This is a genomic window from Ideonella sp., assembly GCF_035254525.1.
Classification (GTDB): Bacteria; Pseudomonadota; Gammaproteobacteria; order Burkholderiales; family Burkholderiaceae_C; genus Ideonella.
The window spans coordinates 74,846-98,183 of the sequence record NZ_DATFAN010000215.1 but is presented as its reverse complement, the minus strand read 5'-3'; the positions used below and the strand labels follow the sequence as shown (position 1 = coordinate 98,183).

Here is a 23,338-nt window from a genome sequence, read left to right as displayed (position 1 = left end):
CGCCGACGTCTTCAACCCGGCCACCGGCGCCGTCAGCGGCCAGGTCGCGCTCGCCGATGCCAAGGAGGTCGACAGCGCCGTGGCCGCGGCGCGGGCGGCCTTTCCCGCCTGGGCCGACACGCCGCCGATCCGGCGCGCGCGGATCATGTTCAAGTTCCTCGAGCTGCTCAACCGGCACCGCGACGAGCTGGCGCGCGCGATCACCGCCGAACACGGCAAGGTGTTCACCGACGCGCAGGGCGAGGTCACGCGCGGCATCGACATCGTCGAATTCGCCTGCGGCATCCCGCAGCTGCTCAAGGGCCAGTACACCGACCAGGTGTCCACCGGCATCGACAACTGGACGATGCGCCAGCCGCTGGGCGTGGTGGCCGGCATCACGCCGTTCAACTTCCCGGTGATGGTGCCGATGTGGATGTACCCGGTGGCGATCGCCGCGGGCAACACCTTCATCCTCAAGCCCAGCCCGCTGGACCCGAGCGCCTCGATCATGATGGCGCAGATGCTCAAGGAAGCGGGCCTGCCCGACGGCGTGTTCAACGTCGTGCAAGGCGGCAAGGATGCCGTCGATGCACTGCTGGCGCATCCGGACGTGCAGGCGCTGTCCTTCGTCGGCAGCACGCCCATTGCTGAATACATCTATACGGAAGGCACCAAGCACGGCAAGCGCGTGCAGGCGCTGGGCGGAGCGAAGAACCACATGGTCGTGATGCCCGATGCCGACGTCGACCAGGCGGTCGACGCGCTGATCGGCGCCGCCTACGGCTCGGCCGGCGAGCGCTGCATGGCGATCTCGGTGGCGGTGCTGGTGGGGGACGTGGCCGACAAGATCGTGCCCAAGGTGGCCGAGCGCACCAAGGCGCTGAAGGTCAAGAATGGCATGGAGCTCGACGCCGAGATGGGCCCGATCGTCACGGCCCAGGCCAAGGAGCGCATCGAGGGCTACATCGCGCTCGGCGTGGAAGAAGGCGCCACGCTGGTGGTCGACGGCCGCGGGCTCAAGGTGCCCGGCCATGACAACGGCTTCTTCACCGGCGGCACGCTGTTCGACCACGTGACGCCCGAGATGCGCATCTACAAGGAAGAGATCTTCGGCCCGGTGCTGGCTTGCGTGCGCGTTCCTGACTTTGCGGCCGCACTGGCCTTGGTCAACGCCCATGAGTATGGCAACGGCGTGGCCTGCTTCACCAGCGACGGCAACATCGCACGCGAGTTCAGCCGCCGGGTGCAGGTCGGCATGGTCGGCATCAACGTGCCGATCCCGGTGCCGATGGCCTGGCACGGCTTCGGCGGCTGGAAGAAGAGCCTGTTCGGCGACATGCACGCCTACGGCGAAGAAGGCGTGCGCTTCTACACCAAGCAAAAGAGCGTGATGCAGCGCTGGCCGGCGAGCATCGCCAAAGGCGCCGAGTTCGTGATGCCCACCGCGAAATGACGCCTTAGACCCCGGCCGGGTAGCGGCGGTCGAGCCAGGTGTCCAGCTCGGCCATCACCTCGCCCTTCTCGGGCTCGTTGAATATCTCGTGGGCGAAGCCGGGCCACTCGCGCGGGGTCACCACGCTGCGCGGCGCGGCCGCGGCGAAGCGGGCCGAGCCCTCAGGGCGGACGCAGCGGTCGGCGCCGGCCCACATCAGCAGCGTCGGCACACGCCACTGCGCCGCCACGGCCTGCACCTCCGGCCCGGCCTCGGCAATGAACCGCCCCAGCAGCCCGCTGATGCGGTCGTGCACCAGCGGATCGTCGATGTAGGCCTTCACGACCGCCGCGTCGTGCGAGATCCAGGCCGGATCCAGGCCGTTGTTCACCCGCAGGTGCGGCATCAGCCGAGGCACCACGGCCAGCAGCAGCTTCTGCAACCCGTTCATGCCCGCGTCCAGCGCCGGCGAGGAGAGCACCAGCGCATCGACCTCGCGTGACCAGGCCGCCGGCCTGGGCCGCAGCGCCTCGGCCACGAAGCGCGCAGCCACCAGGCCGCCCAGGCTGTGGCCCAGCAGCAGCAACGGCCCGGGCTGGTGCTCGCGCACCGCGTCGATGACCTGCGCCAGGTCGGCCAGCAGGCTGTCGGCCGCGGCCACGTCGCCCTGTGCGCCGGCCGAATGCCCGTGGCCGCGCTGGTCGTACGCGGTCACGGCCCAGCCGTGCGCGTGCAGCGCCGCCGCCACGTGGGCATAGCGCCCGCCGTGTTCGCCCAGGCCATGGACGATCAGGACCTGCCCGCGCGGCGCGGCCGTGGGGCTCCAGCGGCGCACGTGCAGCGCCAGGCCATCTTGGGTTTGGACGAGGGCGTGCATGGGGCGCAAGTCTAGGTGCACGCCCAGGCCGGCCGCATCGCGGCGTACCCGGCTGTCCCGCAGGTGATTGAACGGGCCGGCGGCCGGGTTAGCCTTGGCACCGACCACAGGAGGCCCCATGAGCGACACGCCCTACTTCCAGCTCGAGCACGACAGCGCCACCGGCATTGCCCGCCTGACGCTCAACCGGCCCGAGCGCATGAACACGATGGACCCGGGCTTCTTCCCGGCGCTGCGCGATGCGGTGCGCACCCTCGACGAGGAAGGCCGCACGCGCGTGCTGATCCTCGGCTCGAGCGGCAAGCACTTCTCGGCCGGCATGGCGCTGGACGTCTTCGCCGGCGCGACCATGCCGATGCTCGATCTGTCGACCGCGCGCAAGCGTCAGGCCTTCCAGACCGGCCTGCGCCGCCTGATGGCGTGCTTCGACGCGCTCGACGAAGCACGCTTTCCGGTGATCTGCGCGGTACAGGGCGGCTGCATCGGCGGCGCGCTGGACCTGGCCGCGGCCTGCGACATCCGCCTGTGCAGCGCCGACGCCTTCTTCACCGTGCAGGAGATCCACATCGGCATGGTGGCCGACCTGGGCTCGCTGCAGCGGTTGCCGAAGATCGTGCCGCAGGGGGTGGCGCGGCAGATGGCCTATACGGGGGAGCGCGTCGCCGCCGAGCGCGCGCTCGCGATCGGCCTGGTCAACGCGGTGCTGCCGGATGCGCAGGCGCTGTCGCTGCACGCGAACGAACTCGCCGCGCAAATCGCCGCCAAGAGCCCGCTGGCGATCGCCGGCAGCAAGCTGGCGCTGAACCAGGCGCGCGACCACGGCACGGCCGAGGCGCTTGCGCAGATGACATTGCTGCAAAGTGCGATCTTCGACATCGATGAGATGAGCCAGGCGATCGACGCCTGGAAGAGCAAGCAGCCAGCGGCCTTCGAACCGCTGGCGCCGCTGGATCACGGCTGAACGGCGGTCCCTGCGTGCCAGGCCGCGCGGCGAGCGCCGGCTTCAGTCCCAGCCGCGGTGCCAGCCGTAGTGCGGGTGGTGCCAGCCCCAGCCGTAGCGGGCGTGGAACTCCCAGACCCAGCCCGGGCCGGGGCTGGCGTAGGTCGGCGCGACGTAGACCGCCGCCGCGCTGTGGCGCGGTGGCGCCACGACGCAACCGGACGTGAACACCAGCGCCAGGCTGGCGGCAAGGGCATAGGCAGTGCGTTTCATGAAGCCTCCGTTCGCGTGATAACCGATGCAGGGCAGCACCGAGGGCGCTGGCTGCCTCCACGGTAGGGCGCGCCCGGCCTGTCGGCGATCAGCCCAGCGCCCGACGCCGAGTAGGTGCATTCCTACCCTCTCACACCTCACCCGGCCGCCCTAAAGCTGACTAAGATCAAGCGACCGCGGCCCGCCTGCGGCGACGCTATCGGAGGCCGGATGGATCGGCCGCTGACCTGCAGGAAGAACGGCGGTGGAGGGTAAGCAGTCCATGTTCGAACGCATCCGGCATGACCGTGCCCGGTACGAAGGCGGCTTGGCCGACGCCGGGTTCTGGATCGTTGCCGTCTATCGCTTCGGCATGTGGGCCGCATCGCTCGGCAACCCGCTGCTGCGCCGGCCGATGTGGTGGCTGTACCGGCTGGCCAGGCTGCCGCTGCTGCCGTTCAAGGTGCATTTGTGGGCCGGGCCCAGAGGCGCCCGTATTGCGCCCGGGCTGGTGCTGATCCACCCGAACAACGTGATGATCGGCGCCGGCGTCGAGATCGGCGAAGACTGCCTGGTCTTTCACGACGTGACGATCGGCACCGGCCCGCTGCCCGGCGTGCCGAAGATCGGGCGCCAGGTCGACATCTACGTCGGGGCGCGCGTGCTCGGTGGCATCACGATTGGCGATGGCGCGATGATCGGCGCCAACTGCGTCGTGACGCGCGACATCCCGGCTGGCTCGGTGGTGCTGGCCCCGCCCTGCAAGGTGATCCCGCGCTCGCTGTCGCCCTATGCCAGCGCGGCTGACCGGCGCGCCGCGCCGGCCGCGGGCGCCGGTGTCGGTGTCGGTGTCGGTGTCGGTGCCGAGGCCGAAGCCGGCGCCAGCCCCGCACGCTCCGAGGCCTGAGCGCCCCATGTGCGGCATTGCCGGCATCCTCCCGGTCGGCGAGCATGCCGCCGCGGCCCGGGCCGGCGAGCTGGCGGCGATGGCCGCCCAGTTGCACCACCGCGGCCCGGACGACAGCGGCCTGCACTGCACCGGCGATGTCGGGCTGGCGCATGCCCGCCTGTCGATCATCGACCTGGCCGGCGGCCACCAGCCGATGGGCGACGCCGATGGCACGCTGTGGGTGGTGTTCAACGGCGAGATCTTCAACTTCGTCGAGCTGCGCGCCGAGCTGCAGGCCGCCGGCCGGCGCTTTCGCACCCGCTCGGACACCGAGGTCCTGCTGCACCTGTACGCGCTGCATGGCGACGCCTTCGTCGAGCGGCTCAACGGCCAGTTCGCGCTCGCGCTGTGGGACGCACCCCGCCGCCGGCTGGTGCTGGCGCGCGACCGGGCCGGCATCCGCCCGCTGTACTTCACCTGGCACGGCGGCCGGCTGCTGTTCGCCTCCGAGATCAAGGCTTTGTTCGCGCTGGACGAGGTGCCGCGCCGGCTCGACCCGCTGGCACTGGCCCAGGCCTTCACCTGCTGGGCGCCGCTCGCGCCGCGCACCGTGTTCGAGGGGGTGCAATCGCTGCCCCCCGGCCACCTGATGACCGTCGAGGGCGGCCGGGTGCAGACCCGCTGCTACTGGGACTGGCGCTTTCCGCCCGCGGGGCAGGAGGACCGCGCCGGGGCCGACGAGCTGGCCGAGCGCCTGCGCGCGCTGCTCGTCGATGCCGTGCGCCTGCAGCTGCGCGCCGACGTCCCGGTCGGCGCCTACCTCAGCGGCGGGCTCGACTCGGCGGTGATCGCAACACTGATCCACCGCTACACCGACACGCCGCTGCGCACCTTCTCGCTCGCCTTCGACGACCCTGAGTTCGACGAGAGCCCGCAGCAGCGCGAGATGGTCAACCAGCTCGGCACACCGCACACCGAGTTGCGCTGCCGGCGCGCCGACATCGCCGCGGCCTTCCCGCGCGCCGTCTGGCATGCCGAGGCGCCACTGCTGCGCACGGCCCCGGTGCCGATGATGCTGCTCGCTGGCGCGGTGCGCGAGCACGGCGTCAAGGTCGTGCTGACCGGCGAGGGCGCGGACGAGGTCTTCGGCGGCTACGACCTGTTCAAGGAAGCCCGCGTGCGCCGCTTCATGGCACGCGCCCCCGGCTCGCGCATGCGCGCGGCGCTGCTGCAGCGGCTGTACCCCTACCTGCGCCACTCGCCGGTCGGCGCCGGGGCGATGGCGGCCCAGTTCTTCGCCGAGGGCCGCGAGCGGCTCGGCCAGCCCGGCCACGGCCACGCGACGCGCTGGGCCAGCGCCGGCCGCATCACCCGCTTCCTGGCCCCGGCGTGGCGCGACACCGCCGCCGGCTTCGACCCCTTCGCCGCCATGGCCGCGGCGATGCCGCCGGACGCCGCGCACTGGTCGGCACTGGCGCAGGACCAGTACGTCGAGGCGCACACCCTGCTCGCCGGCTACCTGCTCAGCTCGCAGGGCGACCGCATGGCGATGGCGCACTCGGTCGAGGCCCGCTTCCCGTTCCTCGACCACCGCGTCATCGAATTCGGCAATGCACTGCCGCCGCGCTACAAGCTGATGGGCCTGACCGAGAAGTACCTGCTCAAGCGCGCGATGACCGGGCTGCTGCCCGAATCGATCCGCCGGCGCAGCAAGCAGCCCTACCGCGCGCCCGACAGCCAGAGCTTCTTCACCGACGGCGTGGCCGACGACACGACGGCCGAGTTGCTCGGCGAGGCGCGCCTGGCCGACGCCGGCCTGTTCGACCCCGCCGCGGTGCGCCGCCTGGTCGACAAGTGCCGCGCGGGCCGCGCCGCCGGCTTCGGCGACAACATGGCCTTCGTCGGCATCCTGTCGACGATGTGGCTGCACGAGCTGTTCGTGCGCGGCCGCGCCCTTCCCGCCTGACACGCCCGGCCCGCCATGTTGCTGCAGCACCTGTTCGACGCCAGCGCCGCCGCCCGGCCGGACCAGGCCGCGCTCGTCTTCGAGGGCCGGCGGATCAGCTACGCCGAGCTGGACCGCCGCGCCGCCCGCTGGGCCGCCTGGCTGCAGCGCCAGGGCGTGCAGCGCGGCGACCGGGTCGCCTGCCACATGGACAACGGCATCGCCTTCGTGCTCGCGCTGCTGGCCAGCCTGCGCTGCGGCGCGGTCTTCGTCCCGGTGGGCGCCGCCTGCCGCGCCGCGCGGCTGCAGGCGGTGCTGGCCGACTCAGGCGCCTGCGTGCTGTTCGGCCAGCCCACGCTGCGACCGGTGACCGCGGCCGCGCTCGCCGGCGCGCCGCTGGTCCGCGCCTGCCTGTGGGCCGAGCCGGGCGCCGACCCGACCGAGGCCGACACGGCCGACCTGCCCTTCGTCGAGCCGCCGACGATCGACCTCGACCTGGCCGCCCTGATCTACACCTCCGGCTCCACCGGCGAGCCCAAGGGCGTGATGCTCAGCCACCAGAACATGCTCTCGGCGGCGCGCTCCGTGCAGGCCTACCTCGGCCTGCGTCGCGACGACGTGCTGGCCGGCGTGCTGCCGCTGGCCTACAGCTACGGCCTGTACCAGGTGCTGCTGGCCTTCCAGGTCGGCGCCTGCGTGCTGGTCGAGCGCTCGTTCGCCTTCCCGGTCAAGGTGCTGCAGACGCTGGCGGCCGAGCGGGCCACCGTGCTCGCCGCCGTGCCGACCATGTTCGCCCTGTGGCTCGGGCTGAAGAACGCCGCCGAGCTGGCCTGGCCGCAGCTTCGCCTGCTGACGAACGCCGCCGCGGCCCTGAGCCCCGAGCACATCCAGCGCCTGCGCCGGCTGCTGCCGCAGGCGCAGCTGTACTCGATGTACGGCATGACCGAATGCAAGCGCATCAGCTACCTGCCGCCCGAGCAACTGGACCTGCGGCCCGGCAGCGTCGGCCGCGGCATGCCGAACCAGGAGCACTGGCTGGTCGACGAGGCCGGCCACCGCCTGCCCGACGGCAGCACCGGCGAGCTGGTCGTGCGCGGCAGCCACGTGATGCGCGGCTACTGGAACCGGCCCGAAATGAGCGCCCAAGTGCTGCGCCCCGGCCCCTTGCCCGGCGAGCGCGTGCTGTACACCGGCGACGTGTTCCGCACGGACGACGAGGGCTGGCTGTACTTCGTCGGCCGGCGTGACGACATCATCAAGTGCCGCGGCGAGAAGGTCAGCCCGCGCGCCGTCGAGGACGCGCTGTACGCGCTCGACGGCGTCCAGGAAGCTGCCGTCGTCGGCGTGCCCGACCCGCTGCTCGGCCAGGCCATCGTCGCCTACCTGGTGCCGGCCCCGGGCCGCGTGCCGAGCGAGCGCGAGGTGATCCGCCATTGCATGGATCGGCTCGACAACGGCGTGGCACCGCAGCGCGTGGTCTTCGTCGACACGCTGCCCAAGACCGATTCCGGCAAGGTGCGCAAGGCGGACCTCGCCACCCTGCACCCCCCAAGCACCCAACGGAGGAACTGAGTTTGAAGGACATCAAGACGCTCGTGCGCCGCTACATCGAGGACAGCATCCTGATGGGCGGCAGCACGGCCTTCGCTGACGGTGACTCGCTGATCGAACACCGCATCGTCGACTCGACCGGCTTCCTGGAGCTGATCGCCTTCATCGAGGACGAATGCGGCTTCACCGTCGAAGACGACGAGATGGTGCCCGACAACCTCGGCAGCCTGGACCGGATCGAAGCCTATGTGCGCCACAAGCTTCAGGCCTGACCCGGCCCAGTGGATGGCGCTGGACTGCGCCGCCGAGGTCGATCGCATCCGCGCCTGGATGGTCGACACCCTGGCCCACCGGCTGCACCGGCGCGGCGTCGTCGTCGGCCTGTCGGGCGGGGTGGACAGCTCGGTCTGCGCCGCGCTGGCCGTGGCGGCATTGGGCAAGGACCGCGTGTATGGCCTGCAGATGCCGGAGCGCGATTCATCCGGCGAGAGCGGCGAGCGCGGCGGCGAGGTCGCGCGGCAGCTCGGCATCGCGCACGAGACGGTCGACATCGCGCCGGCGCTCGAGGCGCTGGGCTGCTACCGCTCGCGCGACGAGGCGATCCGCACGCTCTTCCCGGCCTATGGCGAGGGCTGGAAGGACAAGATCGTGATTGCCGGCGGCCGCACCGGCGGCGTCAACTTCTTCCGCCTCGTCGTGCAGTCGCCCGACGGCACGCTCTCGCAGGCCCGCCTGCCGCCGCGCCAGTACCTGCAGCTCGTGGCCGCCACCAACCACAAGCAGCGGGTGCGCAAGGCGCTGGAGTACCACCACGCCGACCGCCTGCACTACGCGGTGATCGGCACGCCGAACCGGCTCGAGTACGACCAGGGCTTCTTCGTCAAGAACGGCGACGGGGCGGCCGACCTGAAACCGATCGCGCACCTGTACAAGACGCAGGTCTATGCGCTCGCGCGCCACCTTGGGCTGCCGGAGTCGGTCTGCTCGTCGACGCCGACGACCGACACCTACAGCCTGCCCCAGGGTCAGGACGAGTTCTACTTCGCGCTGCCCTATGCGCAGATGGACCTGGCGCTGTGGGCCCACAACCATCGGGTGCCCGCTGCCGAGCTGGCACCGGTGCTGGGCCTCAGCCCCGAGCAGGCGGGCTTCGTCTACGCCGACATCGAGGCCAAGCGCCACGCGACGCAGTACCTGCACGCCCGGCCGGTGCTCGTCGAGCCGGTCGAAGAGGTCGGTGCGTAGGGCTCAGCTGCGTTCGAACTTGAAGACGGCCACGCTGGCCATCAGGTTGGGCCAGCGGCGGCACACCTCGCCGCGCTGCAGCCCGAAGCTGTCGAGGATGTCCAGCCCGTTCTTGCGGGCCAGCACCTCGAAGTCCTTGTAGGTGCCGACGCGGATGTTCGGCGTGTCGTACCACTCGTAGGGCAGCGCGCGGGTCACCGGCATGCGGCCGCGCAGCACCGACATGCGGTTCGGCCAGTGGGCGAAGTTCGGGAAGCTGACGATGCCGATGCGGCCCACGCGCGCCGTCTCGCGCAGCATGTTCTCGGCATTGCGCAGGTGTTGCAGGGTCTCGAGCTGCAGCACCACGTCGAAACTCTGGTCGTCGAAGAGCTTCAGGCCCTCTTCGAGGTTCAGCTGGATCACGTTGACCCCGCGCTTGGCGCAGGCCAGCAGGTTCGCATCGTCCAGCTCGACGCCGTAGCCGGCGCATTGCCGGGTCTGCTTCAGGTAGGCAAGCAGTTCGCCGGTGCCGCAGCCGAGGTCCAGCACACGCGAGCCGGGCGGCACCAGGCTGGCAATGACTTCAAGGTCTTTTCGTTCGCTCATGTCTTGACTTCGGCATGCTGGTGATGGCGAGGGCTGGGAACCGATACCCGCTTGGGCTCATGAGTCCGCGCCCTCGGCTGCGCCGAGGGTGCCCTGCGATGCTCGGGCTTGTGACCACTGTCGAACTCGCTTCGCTCACTGGCGTTCGCTGTGCTCGAACAATCGCCAGTGAGTTTGTTTACGAGGCTCGCTGCCACCACTCCAACGATGGAATCGGCCGGGGGCCGGCAGGCGGTGGGGCGATTTCGAGGCGCCGAAGCGCACAGGCTTCGTGGCAGCGAGCGCAGCGAGCCTCGTAGACTGACTCGCCGACGATTGTTCGAGCACAGCGAACGCAGTGAGCGGAGTGAGTTCGACGGCGGCCACGAAGCCGAGCACTGGAGGGAACCCTCGGCGCAGCCGAGGGCGCCGGTCAATGAGCCCCTCCGCCTGCCGGCCCCCGGCCGCGCGCCAACAGCCGCATGCGCAGGCGTCATCACCCCACCTCCGCCGCCACCCGATCGAAATACGCCCGCATCATCCCGTGATAGCGCGGGTCCTCCAGCAGGAAAGCGTCGTGGCCGTGCGGCGCGTCGATCTCGGCGTAGCTCACGTCGACCTTGTTGTCGACCAGCGCCTTGACGATCTCGCGCGAGCGCGCCGGCGAGAAGCGCCAGTCGGTGGTGAAACTGACCACGAGGAACTTGTTGCCGCGCGCCGGCTTGAAGGCGGCCGCCAGATCGTCGCCGGTGGCCCGCGCCGGGTCGAAGTAGTCCAGCGCGCGGGTGATCAGCAGGTAGGTGTTGGCGTCGAAGTACTCGCTGAACTTGTCGCCCTGGTAGCGCAGGTAGCTCTCGATCTGGAACTCGATGTCCTGCGTGCTGTAGCCCAGCTCGGCCTCGCGCAGCTCGCGGCCGAACTTGGCTTCCATCGAATCGTCGCTCAGGTAGGTGATGTGGCCGATCATGCGGGCCACCCGCAGCCCGCGCTTGGGCACGACGCCATGCGCGTAGAAGTGGCCACCATGGAAATCAGGGTCGGTCACGATCGCGCGGCGAGCCACCTCGTTGAACGCGATGTTCTGCGCGGACAGGTTGGGCGCCGTGGCCACCGCCACGCAGTGGCGGACGCGCGCCGGGTAGCGCAGCGTCCAGGCCAGGGCCTGCATGCCGCCCAGGCTGCCGCCGACCACCGCGGCCAGCTGCGTGATGCCCAGCCGCTCGATCAGCCGGGCCTGCGCGTCGACCCAGTCCTCGACCGTCACCACCGGGAAGTCGGCGCCGTAGGGCCGGCCGGTCGCCGGGTTGGTGTGCATCGGCCCGGTCGAGCCGAAGCACGAGCCCGGGTTGTTGACGCCGATCACGAAGAAGCGCTCGGTGTCCAGCGGCTTGCCGGGGCCGACCAGGTTGTCCCACCAGCCGGTGCTGTTCGGCTGGTCGGCGTAGTCGCCCGCCACATGGTGCGAAGCGTTCAGCGCATGACACACCAGCACCGCATTGCTGCGCTCGGCATTGAGCGTGCCGTAGGTCTCGTAGACCAGCGTGTAATCGGCCAGATGCGCGCCGCTTTGCAGCGGCAACGCCTCGGCGAAATGCATGGTCTGCGGGGCGACGAAGCCAACCGACTTCATGGAATCAAGGCCTCCAACGAAAAACCCGGTGCCGCTCAAAGAATGCGAACACCGGGCCGGTTGGACGCCTCTTTAGCTGCATTTGGTAGAGCGCCCGCAATCAGGATCAAATCGGCGCTGTCAGCCAGAAGTCTAGCAGGCTGTGCTGCAATAGCCCGGCCGAAGCAGACCCGGAAGGGCAGAAGGAAGGGCAGAACCTCGTGAACCACAGCTTGCAGCATTACGCCCGGCTGGCCGCGATCATCGCCGTCGTGGTCGGTTGCTACCAGGTCCTGCACCCGTTCATCCCGGCCATCCTGTTCGCCGCCGTCGCCTGCACGGCGAGCTGGCCGCTGTACCGCCGGGTCCTCGATGCGGTCGGCGGCCGCGCGGCCTTGGCGGCCCTGCTGATGACGCTGCTGCTCGTCGTGCTGGTGATCGGTCCGTCGACCCTGCTCGCGCTGAGCCTGGCCGACGACGCGGCCGCCCTGTTCGACGGCGCGCGCAGCCTGCTGGACCGCGGCCCGGTGATGCCGCCCGATTGGCTGAAGGACTTCCCGCTGGTCGGCAAATCGCTCGACGAGTACTGGCACAAGCTGGCGGCCAGCCGCGAGGAGCTCAACGCGCTGCTCAAGAGCCTGTTCGAGCCGGCGCGCATCGTCGTGCTGGGCGCGGGCAAGGCGATCGGTGCCAGCCTGCTGCAACTGGCCTTCGCCACCCTGGTCGGCTTCTTCTTCTACCGCGACGGCGAGTTGCTGGTGCAATCGGCGCGGGCGATTCTCGCCAAGCTGGCCGGCGACCTGGGCGAGACGCTGCTGGGCACGATCAACGGCACCGTCATCGGGGTGGTGCACGGCATCTTCGGCACCGCGCTGGCCCAGGCAGCGGTCGCCCTGCTCGGCTTCGTGATTGCCGGCGTGCCCGGCGCGCTGGCGCTGGCGGCGGCCACCTTTCTGCTCTCGATGGTGCCGATCGGCCCGCCGCTGGTCTGGGGCGGCGCCGCGATCTGGCTCTTCGTCCAGGGGTCGCTCGGCTGGGGCATCTTCATGGTCGTCTGGGGCCTGTTCGCCATCAGCAGCATCGACAACTTCATCAAGCCCTACCTGATCAGCCGTGCCAGCAGCCTGCCGCTGTTGCTGATCCTGCTCGGCGTGTTCGGCGGCATCGTCGCCTACGGCTTCATCGGCGTCTTCATCGGCCCGCCGATGCTGGCGGTGGGCTTGACGCTGCTGCGCCTGTGGACGGATCCCCCTTCGGGCCGAGCGCCGTAGCCGTACGGCAGCGCACGCGCACGCGCACGCGGAAGAGCGGGTTGAGAAATGCCCCGGCGGCCCCAGCAGCCGTGTGTACGGTAGCGCACCGACAGGCGCACAGGTCGTCGCGCACATTGGGCCATACGCCACCTCCTCCACAGGACACCAACATGCGCTCCCTTCTTCTCGCCCTGCCCCTCTTGCTGGGTACGTTGGCTCCCACCCAGGCGGCCATCAGCGTCGGCATCGGCATCAGCGTGCCCGGGGTCAACATCGGCATCAACATGCCGGCCTACCCGCACCTGGTGCCCGTTCCTGGCTACCCGGTCTACTACGCCCCGACTGCCAACGCGAACTACTTCTTCTACGATGGCCTGTATTGGGTCTATCGCGACGACATCTGGTACCAGAGCACCTGGTACAACGGACCGTGGCAGTCCGCGGATCCCATCGCCGTTCCGCTGTTCGTGCTGCGGGTGCCGGTTCGCTACTACCGCCAGCCCCCGATCTACTTCCGCGGCTGGGCCTCGACCCGGCCACCACGCTGGGGCGAGCACTGGGGCCGTGACTGGGAGGCCCGCCGTCCCGGCTGGGATCGCTGGGATCGCCGCGAGCGCCCCGTGATGGCACCCTTGCCGACCTACCAGCGCACCTACAGTGGCGACCGCTACCCGCGCGAGCTGGAGCAGCAGCACTCGATCCGCAGCGAGAAGTACCGCTACCAACCGCACGACCCGGTCACCCAGCAAGCCTTCGAGCGGCGCGGCCAACCGGCCGCCCCCAGCTCCGCAGGCACCGCCAAGCCGGCCCCGCAGGCCAGCCCGCGGGCTCAGGTGCCCATGACCGGGCCCCCGGGCGAAGCTGGCTCGCAGCGTGAGCAGCGCAAGGCCGCACGCGTGGAGAACCGCAGCGCCGAGCAGCAAACACGCGCCGACGAAAAGGCGCTCGCGAAGGACAAGCGGCAGGAAGCCAAGGATCTCGAGCGCGGCAAGGACAATCCACAGTAGCCCCGATCACCATGAGCGAGGCGCCGTTCCTGCATGCCGAGTCCGACAGCGTTCGTTTCTGGGTGCCCATCGGCGCGGACTGGGTGGGCGCCATCATCAGCCGGCGCACCCTTCATCACCGCTTTCGCCCCCAGGCCGAAGGGGAAGACCCGCTGGAGACCTACCAGGCCCATGAGCGGGAGATCCACGATGCCGTGCGGCGCCGCGTCGCCGCAGGCTCGCGGGAGCCCGTGATGCTGCGCGAATACGACCTGCGCACCGAGCCCTCGACCTGATCGAGGCCGGCCGCCTGCGGGGCACTTGCCATTATTGGTCGGCCGCCCAATAATGTTCCATGGCCCGTCCTTCCCAAGGCATCGACCAGGCGCTCTTGCGCAGCGGCCTCGCGCTGCTGCCCGAGCTGGGCTGTTCGGGCCTGTCGGTCCGGGGTGTGGCCGAACATGCCGGCGTCAACCCGGCGATGTTCCACTACCACTTCGGCAGCAAGGCGGCCTTCCTGCGCGAGCTGTTGCAGCAGCTGTATGAGCAGATGTTCACCAGCCTGTCGGCCGACGCGGCCCGCCAGGGCGCGCCCGTCGAACGGCTGCGTGCGGCGCTGTTCAACCTGGCCTGCTTCGTGCGCGAGCACCGCGCACTGGTGAGCCGGCTGGCCATCGACGCGGCCAACGGCGAGGCGGCGGTGCACGAGTTCGTTCGGGCCAATGCCCCGCGGCACCTGGGCCTGCTGATGGCGCTGGGCGCCGAGGCCGAGCAGGCGGGCGAGTTGCGCCCGCTGCCGCCGATGCAGCGCTTTGCCTTCCTGATGGGGTCGGTGGTCGCGCCCTTGCTGGCCGTGCCCGCGATGGTCGCCGTCGGCGCCGCACCGGCCGGCCAGGCCGAAACGCAGGTGCTGGACGACGCCGCCATTGCACAACGCATCACCCTCGCGCTGCAGGCGCTGCGCCCCGCCGGCACCGGGCGCTGAAAGACTTGCCCATGACTCGCCCTCGCGTCCCTCGTCCTGCCCCGCTGGTGGCCGGGCTGATCGCGCTGTCCATGCTGAGCGGCTGCCAACCACCGCCGGCCACCGGTTGGTCCGGCTATGTGGAGGGCGACTACGTGTACATCGCCGCCCCCGTGGCCGGCACGCTGGTCACCTTGTCGGTGCAGGCGGGCCAGATGGTCGCGGCCGGTGCACCGCTGTTCACGCTCGACGCCACCAGCAACCAGGCGGCGCGCGCCGAGGCCGACGCGCGTGTGCGTGCCGCGCAGGCCCAGGCGGACAACGCCGCCAAGGGCCGGCGCGACGAGGAGATCGCCGTCATCCGCGCCCAACTGGACCAGGCCCGCGCCCTGGCCCAACGCGCGCAGGCCGACTGGGTGCGCCAGCAGGCGCTGGTGGCGCAAGATTTCGTGAGCCAATCGCGCCTGGACGATGCCACCACCGCGCGCAAGCAGGCGCAGGACCGCGTGGCCGAACTCGAGGCCAGCTTGCGGGTCGCCAGCCTGCCGGCGCGCGTGGACGAGCGCGCCAGCGCCGCCGCGCAGGTCGAGGCGGCGCAGCAGGCCCAGCGCCAACTGCAGTGGCGCGAACAGCAGGCGCTGCAGACCGCGCCGGCCGCCGGGCTGATCAGCGACACCTTCTGGCGTGCCGGCGAGTACGTGCCCGCCGGCCAGCCGGTGCTCGCGCTGCTGCCGCCCGAGGCACGCAAGGCCCGCTTCTACGTGTCCGAGGGCGAGCTCGGCGGCCTGGCACTCGGCCAGCCGGTGAGCCTGCACTGCGACGGCTGCGGCGCGCCGATTGGCGCGCGCATCACCCGCATCGCCACGCAGCCGGAGTACACGCCGCCGGTGATCTACTCCAACACCCAGCGCGCCAAGCTCGTCTTCCTGGTGGAGGCGCGGCCCGCGCCGGCCGACGCGGCCAGGCTGCATCCGGGGCAGCCGCTGGACGTGCAGCCCGCCGCATCCGCCCCAAGGAAATGAACGGCGACCTCGCCATCGACGTCAGGGGCCTGACCAAGCGCTACGACGGGCGCGCGGTCGTCGATGACGTCGCCCTGCAACTCGGCACCGGCCGCATCTGCGGCTTCCTCGGCCCCAACGGCAGCGGCAAGACGACCACCATCCGCATGCTCTGCGGGCTGTTGACACCCGACGCCGGCGAGGGCCGCTGCCTCGGGCTGGACCTGAAGCGCGACGCGCTGGCGATCAAGCGCCAGGTCGGCTACATGACGCAGAGGTTCGGCCTGTACGAAGACCTGTCGATCCGGCAGAACCTGGATTTCGTGGCGCGGCTGTTCGAGCTGCCCGAGCGGCCGCGACGGGTCGACGAGGCACTGCAGCGCCTGGGCCTGGCCTCTCGCGCGCAGCAGTTGGCCGGCTCGCTCTCGGGCGGCTGGAAGCAGCGCCTCGCGCTGGCCGCCTGCCTGCTGCACGAGCCGCGACTGCTGCTGCTGGACGAGCCCACCGCCGGCGTCGACCCCAAGGCCCGGCGCGACTTCTGGGACGAGATCCACCGCCTCGCCGCCGAGGGCATCACAGTGCTCGTCTCGACCCACTACATGGACGAGGCCGAGCGCTGCCACGAGCTGGCCTACATCGCCTACGGCAAGCTGCTCGCGCGCGGCACCGAGCGCGAGATCATCGACCAGGCGGGCCTGGCCGTCTGGGCGGTGCAGGCCGAAGGCGACCCCGCCACGCTCAGCGCCCTGCTCGAGCCGCTGAAGGCCGCGCCCGGCGTGCTCAGCGTGGCCGCCTTCGGCAGCGCGGTGCACGTGGCCGGGCAGGATGCCGCGCTCGTCGAGGCCGCCATCGGCGCCTTCCGCGACCGGCCCGGCCTGCGCTGGACGCGCGCCGAGGCGAACCTCGAAGACGTCTTCATCAGCCTGATCGGCCGCGCGCCGGACAACTTCGCCTGACCGCGCCATGCCGAGCAGCCGCTTCTCCTGGGCGCGCACCTTCGCGGTGTTCCTGAAGGAATTCCAGCAGATGCTGCGCGATCGGCCGACCTTCGCGATGGCGGTCGGCGTGCCCATCCTCCAGCTCGTGCTGTTCGGCTACGCGATCAACACCGATCCCAAGGGACTGCCCACGGCCCTGGTCAGCGCCGACAACGGCGTGCTCGCCCGCAGCCTCACCGCGAGCCTGCAGAACACCGGCTACTTCCGCATCACCCACCGGCCCGCCAGTGAGGCCGAGGGCGACCTGCTGCTCGAGCGCGGCGAGGTGCAGTTCCTGGTCGTGGTGCCGCCCGAGTTCACGCGCCGGGTCGTGCGCGGCGAGGCGCCGGCGCTGCTGGTCAGCGTCGACGCGACCGACCCCTCGGCGGCCAGCAACGCGCTGGCCGCGCTCGGCGCCGTCGCCCCATTGGCCCTGCGGCACGACCTGGACGGCCCGCTGCGCGCGCGGCAGCCCGAGGCCACGCCTTACGAGATCCGCATCCACCGCCGCTACAACCCTGAGGGTCTGTCGCGCTACAACATCGTGCCGGGCCTGATCGGCACCATCCTGACGATGACGATGGTCATGCTGACCGGCCTGGCGATGACCCGCGAGCGCGAGCGCGGCACGATGGAGAACCTGCTGGCCACGCCGGTGCGGCCGTTCGAGGTGATGCTCGGCAAGATCCTGCCCTACATCGTGATCGGCTACATCCAGCTCGGCGTGATCCTCGGCGCCGCGGCGCTGCTGTTCGAGGTGCCGATGGTCGGCAGCTTCCCGCTGCTGATGGCGATGATCGGCGTGTTCATGCTGGCCAACCTGGCGGTGGGCTTTACTTTCTCGACGCTGGCCAAGAACCAGTTGCAGGCGCTGCAGGCGACCTTCTTCTTCTTCCTGCCGTCGATGCTGCTGTCGGGCTTCATGTTCCCGTTCCGCGGCATGCCGGGCTGGGCACAGTCGCTCGGCGAGGTGCTGCCCCTGACCCACTTCCTGCGCATCGTGCGCGGCATCCTGCTCAAGGGCAACGGCGCGGTCGATCTGCTGCCCGAGCTGTGGCCGATGCTGGCCTTCCTCGCCGTGGCCGGCGCGGTGGCCCTGAAACGCTACCGGCAGACGCTGGACTGAATCGGGGGCATACTCGCCCGCCTTATGGACCCGAACGCCCCGGCACCGGACACCCCCGACGAGTTGTTCCGGCAGATGTACCAGGACCTGCGCCGCCTGGCGAGCTCCCGCCTGCGGCGCAGCGAGAACATCACGATGCTCGACACCACCGCGCTGGTGCACGAGTCCTACCTGCGCTTCCAGCACCAGAGCGACCTGGGGGGTATGACCCAAGGGCAGTTCCTGGCCTACGCGGCCCGGGTCATGCGCTTCGTCGTGATCGATTTCGTCCGCCAGCGCCACGCCGACCGGCGCGGAGGCGACCACCTCCACGTCACGCTGAACACCGACGTCGCCGAGTCGGTGTCGGTCAGGGACGACGATGTCGTGCGCATCCACGATGCGATCGAGGAGCTGGCCCAAGTCGACGACCGGCTGGCCCGCATCGTCGAGATGCGCTGCTTCGCCGGGCTCGACGAGATCTCGATCGCGCAGGCGCTGGGCATCACCGACCGCACCGTGCGGCGCGACTGGCAGAAGGCACGCCTGCTGCTCAAGGCCGTTCTCCAGTAGGCGCGGTCGGCCATGAGCCCCGCACGGCCGCCCGAAGGGGCGAATTCCCTCCCGGAGGGACAGGGCCGAAGGCCCAAGGGTGCACCGATGAGCCTGGCACGCGACGAACTGGCCCGCCTGTCCGAGCTGCTGGACGTGGCGCTCGACCTGCCGCACGACCAGCGCGCCGCCTGGCTGGCCAGCCTCGGCCCCGCCGATGCCACGCTGCGCCCGCGGCTCGAAGCGCTGCTGGAAGATGCCGCGACCGAGGAGCGCGGCGAAACCACGAACGACCCCGGCCCGCTGGGCCTGCTCGACGCCCTGCCCCAGCTGGCCAGCACCGCCGCCCAGCAGCGCCTGGCCGAGGCAGAGACCCGGCTGCGCCAGGTCGGCCCGTACTGCCTGCTGCGCCCGCTGGGCCACGGCGGCATGGGCGCGGTGTGGCTGGCCGAGCGGGTCGACGGCACGCTGCAGCGCGCGGTCGCGCTGAAACTGCCGCATGCCGGCATGCTGCAGCAGCCCGCGCTGGCGCACCGCTTCGAGCGCGAGCGCGACATCCTCGCGACGCTGGAGCACCCGCACATCGCCCGCCTGTACGACGCCGGCGTCACCGATCAGGGGCAGCCCTACCTGGCGCTGGAGTACGTCGAGGGCCAGCCAATCACCACCTGGTGCGACGAGAAGCAGCTGCCGCTGCGCGCGCGCGTCGACCTCTTCCTGCAGGTGCTCGAGGCCGTGCAGTACGCGCACGCCCGGCTGGTGGTGCACCGCGACCTGAAGCCGTCGAACATTTTCGTCACGAACGATGGCCAGGTCCGGCTGCTCGACTTCGGCATCGCGACGCTGCTGGACGATGCCGACTCGCCGCGTGATGCCGCCGCGACCGAATGGGGCCACGCGCCCATGACCCCCGACTACGCCTCGCCGGAGCAGATCGCCCACCAGCCGATCGGCACCGCATCCGACGTGTACTCGCTCGGCGTCGTGTTCTACGAGCTGTGCACCGGCCAGCGCCCCTACCGGCTGCCGCGCGACACCCGCGGCGCGCTGGAAGACGCCATCCTCGGCGTCGACCCGACCAAGCCCAGCCGCACGCCCACCACCGAGAGCGCCGCGGCCCAGCGCGCGGCCCGGCCCGCGGTGCTGCGCCGGCAGCTGCGCGGCGACCTCGACAACATTGCGCTGATGGCCCTGCGCAAGAACCCCGCCGAGCGCTACCCCTCGGCCGAGGCCTTCCACCAGGACCTGAAGCGCTGGCTGCGCAACCGCCCGGTGCACGCCCACCCGGGCAGCTGGTGGTACCGCTCGCGCAAGTTCGCGCAGCGCCACAAGCTGCCGGTCGCGGCCGCGGGCCTGGCCACCGCGGGCATGCTGGCCGGCCTGGCCGTCGCGCTGGACCAGGCCGCGGTCGCCCGGCGGGAAAGCCTGCGCACACAGGCGGTGCAGGATTTCCTCGTCGGCCTGTTCAACGAAGCCGACCCGGCTCGCGCCCAGGGCCGCGAGCTGACCGTGCGCGACCTGATGGCGCGCGGCGAACGCGACCTGCAGGCCAAGCTTGGCGGCGAGCCCGAGCTGAACGCGGCCCTGAGCGGCGTGCTGGCCGACATCTACATGAAGCTCGGCGACGGCAAGCGCGCACTGCCGCTGGCCGAGGCCCGGCGCGACCTCGCGCTGCGCACGCACGGCCAGGGCAGCCCCGAGCACGCCGAAGCGCTGCTGGAGCTGGCCCGGGTGCAGACCTCGCTCGGCCGCCACGAAGTCTCGTTGGCCACGCTCGCCCAGGCCCGGCCTGCACTGCAGCAACACGCCACCGAGCGCCCGCAGGCCTGGATCGACCTGCAGACCGCCACCGCCGACAACCTGATGGACCTGACCCGCTTCGCCGAGGGCCGCCAGGTCCTGCAGGCTGCGCTGCCGGCCATCACGCGCCTGCACGGCGCCGACAGCTTCGAGGCCGCCAGCGTCCGCACCAAGATCGCCACCTCGCTGGCCAGCCAGGGCCGGCAGGCCGAGGCGGCCGAAGCGCTGCGCGCGCTGCAACCCCTGCTCGACCAGGATTGGCGCGCCGAAGGCCTGGGCGCGGCCGCGCTGCGCGCCGACATCGGCTACACCCAGTGGCAGCTGCGCCAGTACACCGACGCCGCGCGCACGCTCGAACGGGCGATCGCCGAGCTGGATCGGCTGGCCGGCCCGAACAACTCGCTGTCGATCCAGGCCAGCCGCACGCTGGGCATGAACTACCTCGACGCCGGCGACTTCCGCCGCGCCAACGAGGTGTTCGCTGCCAACGTCGAGCGCTCGCGCCGCTTCTACGGCGCCGAGGACAGCGAGACCGCGCTGAACCTGTCGTTCCAGGTCATGACGCTGGACCGCACCGGCCGGCTGGCCGAGGCCGAGGCCGCCGCGCGCGAATCGGTGCGGCTCGCCCAAGCGCCCAAGTCGACGCTGTCGGCCTCCGAGGTGCGCGGGCTGGCGCGGCGGCTGGCCACCGCGCTGGTGCTCAACGGCAAGCCCGCCGAGGCGCTGCTGTGGTTCGACCAGCTCGTCGCCCAGGAAGATGCGGCCGGCCAGAAGGACACCCGCCACGCCGCCACGCTGATGCTGCGTGCCGGCGCGCTCAATGCGCTCGGGCGCGGGGCCGAAGCGGCGGCCGCGGCCGAGGCCGCGACCGAAGCCTGGCGACAGTCGGGCGCATCGCTGGGCGCGCTGGGCCGCATCGGCGTGGCGCGCGGCGAGCTCAACACCGCGCTCGCCTGGCTGACCGCCAGGCAGCCCGGCCGCGCCGAGCCGCTGATCGCCGACGCCGAGGCCCTGCTGCGCGAGGCCCACACCACGCCGCATCCCGAGCACCAGCTCGCCGCGTTGGTGCGCGCGCAGTGGCTGCGCGCGACGGGCCGCGGCGCCGAGGCCGACCAGCAGGAGCGCGAAGCGCGCGCCCGCTACCGCCAGCTCAGCGGCGCCGACGCACCGCAGCCGCTGTTCTTCGTCTTCTGAACTTTCTCCCTATCCCCCATCTGGGGGGCCTGCCATTCCCCTATCCATGGGGGGATGCGGATGTCCGGTCTGGGGAGCGGGGCACGAATTGTTGGGTAGGGCCGATCGAAAAGAACGGTCCGGCACTTCAAGGTGCAACCCGACGACAACCCCCTGGAGATATCGATGAAGACCCGTTTCGCCCGCCAGCCCCGCCCCACGCTGCTGCTCGCCGCCCTCGCCGCTGCCGCCGGCCTGATGCTGCACGGTGGCGCCCGCGCCGACGAGCCGATGATGATGGACAGCGCCGACGACATGATGCAAGTCGAGGCGCTGGACACCAACGCGCTGACCGACGACCACTCGGTCAATGCACCGACGGCCTGGTGGACCTACACCAACGTCAGCGCCGACCAGATCGGCACCTACATCAACAACAACGGCGCCCGCCTGACCGACATCGAGGTCTATTCGGTGAGCAACGGCGTGCCCCGCTTCACCGTGCGCATGGTCAAGAACAGCGGCGCCTACGCCGTGCCGGGCTGGTGGTGGTATTACGGCCTGACCGCCGCGCAGGTCACGTCCTACGTCAACGCCAACAACGGCCGCCTGATCGAGGTCGAGCCCTACGACATCGGCGGCGGCGTGATCCGCTTCGCGGTGGTGATGGTGTCCAACACCGCCGGTGCGGCGCGTGCCTGGAGCTACCTGATGGGCGTGAGCTCGGCGCAGATCAGCGACCACATCGCGAACTCCGGCCACCGCATGATCGACATCGACAGCTACACCGAAGGCGGCGTCAAGAAGTACTCGGCAGCCTTCGTCGCCAACACCGGCGCCGACGCGAAGAGCTGGCAGTGGTGGCTGAACCAGTCGCCCGCCTCGATCGCCAGCAAGGTCAGCTCCTTCCAGGGCCGCATCGTCAAGCTCGAGCGCCAGGCCGACGGCACCTACAACTTCATCCAGGTGAAGAACACCGGCACCGACAACTCCGCCTGGTGGTACCAGTACGGTTTCGCGTCGATGGCCGACCTGAACAACTACGGCCTGCAGGTCGCCTCGCGCCCGATCGACATCACGACCTACGTCTCGAACGGCGTGCGCCGCTACGACGCCGTCTTCATCGACAACGCCAACGCCTCGACGCGCCGCATGCGGGATCTGCTCGGCCAGACCTTCCTCGACGCCAGCGGCAACCCGACCAAGGGCATCTTCGAGTCCTATCTGAAGCAGGTCAACGGCGCGATCAAGGTCGACCTGAACAGCACCCGCCGCGCCGAGACCGCCAGCTCGCTGAAGTCGCTGCATCTGCTGCACTCGATGAAGCAGGTCGAGGCGGGACTGGACACGCTGCCCTCGGCCTTCACCTACTACGAGTACGACATGAGCAAGGGCAAGGACGCCTGCCCCGATCCGTCCAAGGAGATCGCCGCCAACGCCCGCTTCAACTACAACTTCGAAACCGGCCTGGACCAGATGATGTCGATCTCCGACAACCGCACGACGCGCGGCACCGTGCTGCGCTACGGCGGCACCTTCACGCCGTTCAACAACACGGCCTCGGCCTCGAAGATGACCGGCACCACGCTGCGCCACAACATCGGCTGCGCCTACTGGAACCTGTCGACCCAGAAGTACGACCCGGCGACCCGCCGCAACGACACCACCGCGGCCGACCTGGCGCACATCTACGAGGGCGTGTGGAACCAGACGCTGCTGACCAACACGAACTCCGCGCGTGACGAGTTCCTGGAGTCGGCCAACCCGGGCAGCGGCGTGAGCGCCTCGCTGCAGGCCATCATCAACGACGAAGCCGCCAAGCAGGGCAAGTCGGCGATCGCGGCGCAGTTCGGCTCGCTGGTGCGCAGCTGGGGCAAGGGTGGCAGCTACGACACCTGCCTGCCGGACGCCAACGGCGGCTGCGGCACGATGGTGATCGTCCGCTCCGGCACGGGCCTGATCCGCTTCCCGATCTACACCCGCGGTGTCCAGGGCTACCGGGACTATGTCTTCGGCCGCCTGATCTCCGACACGCCGGTGACCTGCTGGGAAGACTGGAACACGGCGGGCACCGAGTGCCCGATCGACACCAGCTACACCAATGCCTACAGCAACGCCGCCAACGAGCTGTACCGCGACGAGATCCGCGAGGCGCTGAAGACATGGTGATCCGCGATCGCTTGAACTGAACTGCTCCCGCGACCTGCGCCCGGCCCACCGCCGGGCGCTTTTTTCGTT

At 70.6% G+C, this 23,338-nt stretch carries 21 protein-coding genes; 17 read left to right on the top strand and 4 right to left on the bottom strand.

Features of this window, described 5'->3' with window-relative positions; translation table 11 throughout:
• The coding region (locus VJ693_RS25535) for a CoA-acylating methylmalonate-semialdehyde dehydrogenase (RefSeq protein ID WP_324158970.1) at positions 1–1,435 on the top strand (1,435 nt) is incomplete at its 5' end.
• Positions 1,436–1,439: 4 nt separating this feature from the next.
• Here the strand turns inward: VJ693_RS25535 and VJ693_RS25530 are convergent.
• Positions 1,440–2,291, bottom strand: a complete 852-nt coding sequence (locus tag VJ693_RS25530) for an alpha/beta hydrolase (RefSeq protein WP_324158969.1) — start codon at positions 2,289–2,291, stop codon at positions 1,440–1,442.
• Positions 2,292–2,409: 118 nt separating this feature from the next.
• Between VJ693_RS25530 and VJ693_RS25525 the strand changes: the two genes are divergently transcribed.
• Complete coding sequence (locus tag VJ693_RS25525) at positions 2,410–3,252, top strand: enoyl-CoA hydratase-related protein (protein ID WP_324158968.1); 843 nt, start codon at positions 2,410–2,412, stop codon at positions 3,250–3,252.
• 42 nt (positions 3,253–3,294) lie between these two features.
• Here the strand turns inward: VJ693_RS25525 and VJ693_RS25520 are convergent, their stop codons facing one another.
• Positions 3,295–3,504: a hypothetical protein gene (locus VJ693_RS25520; RefSeq protein WP_324158966.1), complete on the bottom strand. Its 210-nt coding sequence runs from the start codon at positions 3,502–3,504 to the stop codon at positions 3,295–3,297.
• Between the two features lie 262 nt (positions 3,505–3,766).
• Here VJ693_RS25520 and VJ693_RS25515 point away from each other — a divergent pair, with 262 nt between their 5' ends.
• The 5 genes from VJ693_RS25515 to nadE are packed head-to-tail and all read left to right on the top strand — an operon-like array spanning position 3,767 to position 9,113.
• Positions 3,767–4,390: a serine acetyltransferase gene (locus VJ693_RS25515; RefSeq protein WP_324158964.1), complete on the top strand. Its 624-nt coding sequence runs from the start codon at positions 3,767–3,769 to the stop codon at positions 4,388–4,390.
• A gap of 7 nt (positions 4,391–4,397) precedes the next feature.
• Entirely contained in the window at positions 4,398–6,338 is a 1,941-nt protein-coding gene (asnB, locus tag VJ693_RS25510; RefSeq protein WP_324158962.1) for an asparagine synthase (glutamine-hydrolyzing), read from the top strand.
• Between the two features lie 15 nt (positions 6,339–6,353).
• Positions 6,354–7,889 carry a class I adenylate-forming enzyme family protein gene (locus VJ693_RS25505; protein WP_324158960.1) on the top strand — a complete coding sequence of 512 codons (1,536 nt, stop codon included), beginning with the start codon at positions 6,354–6,356 and terminating at the stop codon, positions 7,887–7,889.
• A 2-nt stretch (positions 7,890–7,891) separates the two neighbouring features.
• Positions 7,892–8,140 (top strand): acyl carrier protein, encoded by a 249-nt coding sequence (locus VJ693_RS25500; RefSeq protein ID WP_324158958.1) that lies wholly within the window; start codon positions 7,892–7,894, stop codon positions 8,138–8,140.
• Complete coding sequence (gene nadE / locus VJ693_RS25495) at positions 8,115–9,113, top strand: NAD(+) synthase (RefSeq protein WP_324158956.1); 999 nt, start codon at positions 8,115–8,117, stop codon at positions 9,111–9,113. The genes VJ693_RS25500 and nadE overlap by 26 nt, the downstream gene beginning before the upstream one ends.
• Before the next feature lie 3 nt (positions 9,114–9,116).
• Here nadE and metW read toward each other — a convergent pair whose 3' ends face one another.
• Together metW and metX are read right to left on the bottom strand one after the other, a co-directional pair.
• Complete coding sequence (gene metW / locus VJ693_RS25490; RefSeq protein ID WP_324158955.1) at positions 9,117–9,701, bottom strand: methionine biosynthesis protein MetW; 585 nt, start codon at positions 9,699–9,701, stop codon at positions 9,117–9,119.
• A gap of 475 nt (positions 9,702–10,176) precedes the next feature.
• Positions 10,177–11,310, bottom strand: a complete 1,134-nt coding sequence (gene metX, locus VJ693_RS25485) for a homoserine O-succinyltransferase MetX (protein WP_324158953.1) — start codon at positions 11,308–11,310, stop codon at positions 10,177–10,179.
• Between the two features lie 200 nt (positions 11,311–11,510).
• On the opposite strand from metX, the gene VJ693_RS25480 reads away from it, so the two are divergent.
• The 10 genes from VJ693_RS25480 to VJ693_RS25435 all read left to right on the top strand — a co-directional run bounded on the left by VJ693_RS25480 (position 11,511) and on the right by VJ693_RS25435 (position 23,269).
• Positions 11,511–12,560, top strand: coding sequence for an AI-2E family transporter (locus tag VJ693_RS25480; protein ID WP_324158951.1), 1,050 nt, complete (start codon positions 11,511–11,513; stop codon positions 12,558–12,560).
• 152 nt (positions 12,561–12,712) lie between these two features.
• Positions 12,713–13,549: a hypothetical protein gene (locus VJ693_RS25475; RefSeq protein WP_324158950.1), complete on the top strand. Its 837-nt coding sequence runs from the start codon at positions 12,713–12,715 to the stop codon at positions 13,547–13,549.
• An 11-nt stretch (positions 13,550–13,560) separates the two neighbouring features.
• Positions 13,561–13,824: a DUF1488 family protein gene (locus tag VJ693_RS25470; protein ID WP_324158949.1), complete on the top strand. Its 264-nt coding sequence runs from the start codon at positions 13,561–13,563 to the stop codon at positions 13,822–13,824.
• Positions 13,825–13,883: 59 nt separating this feature from the next.
• The gene (locus VJ693_RS25465) at positions 13,884–14,513 is read left to right on the top strand and encodes a TetR/AcrR family transcriptional regulator (protein WP_324158948.1); all 630 of its coding nucleotides are present in this window, start codon (positions 13,884–13,886) and stop codon (positions 14,511–14,513) included.
• Positions 14,514–14,524: 11 nt separating this feature from the next.
• Positions 14,525–15,514, top strand: coding sequence for an HlyD family secretion protein (locus VJ693_RS25460; protein WP_324158946.1), 990 nt, complete (start codon positions 14,525–14,527; stop codon positions 15,512–15,514).
• The gene (locus VJ693_RS25455; RefSeq protein WP_324158945.1) at positions 15,511–16,449 is read left to right on the top strand and encodes an ABC transporter ATP-binding protein; all 939 of its coding nucleotides are present in this window, start codon (positions 15,511–15,513) and stop codon (positions 16,447–16,449) included. The genes VJ693_RS25460 and VJ693_RS25455 overlap by 4 nt, the downstream gene beginning before the upstream one ends.
• 7 nt (positions 16,450–16,456) lie before the next feature.
• The gene (locus VJ693_RS25450; RefSeq protein WP_324158944.1) at positions 16,457–17,596 is read left to right on the top strand and encodes an ABC transporter permease; all 1,140 of its coding nucleotides are present in this window, start codon (positions 16,457–16,459) and stop codon (positions 17,594–17,596) included.
• Positions 17,597–17,620: 24 nt separating this feature from the next.
• Entirely contained in the window at positions 17,621–18,148 is a 528-nt protein-coding gene (locus VJ693_RS25445; protein WP_324158943.1) for an ECF-type sigma factor, read from the top strand.
• 87 nt (positions 18,149–18,235) lie between these two features.
• Positions 18,236–21,121, top strand: coding sequence for a serine/threonine-protein kinase (locus VJ693_RS25440; protein ID WP_324158941.1), 2,886 nt, complete (start codon positions 18,236–18,238; stop codon positions 21,119–21,121).
• Between the two features lie 165 nt (positions 21,122–21,286).
• Positions 21,287–23,269: a serine hydrolase gene (locus VJ693_RS25435; protein ID WP_324158939.1), complete on the top strand. Its 1,983-nt coding sequence runs from the start codon at positions 21,287–21,289 to the stop codon at positions 23,267–23,269.
• Positions 23,270–23,338 lie beyond the last annotated feature (69 nt).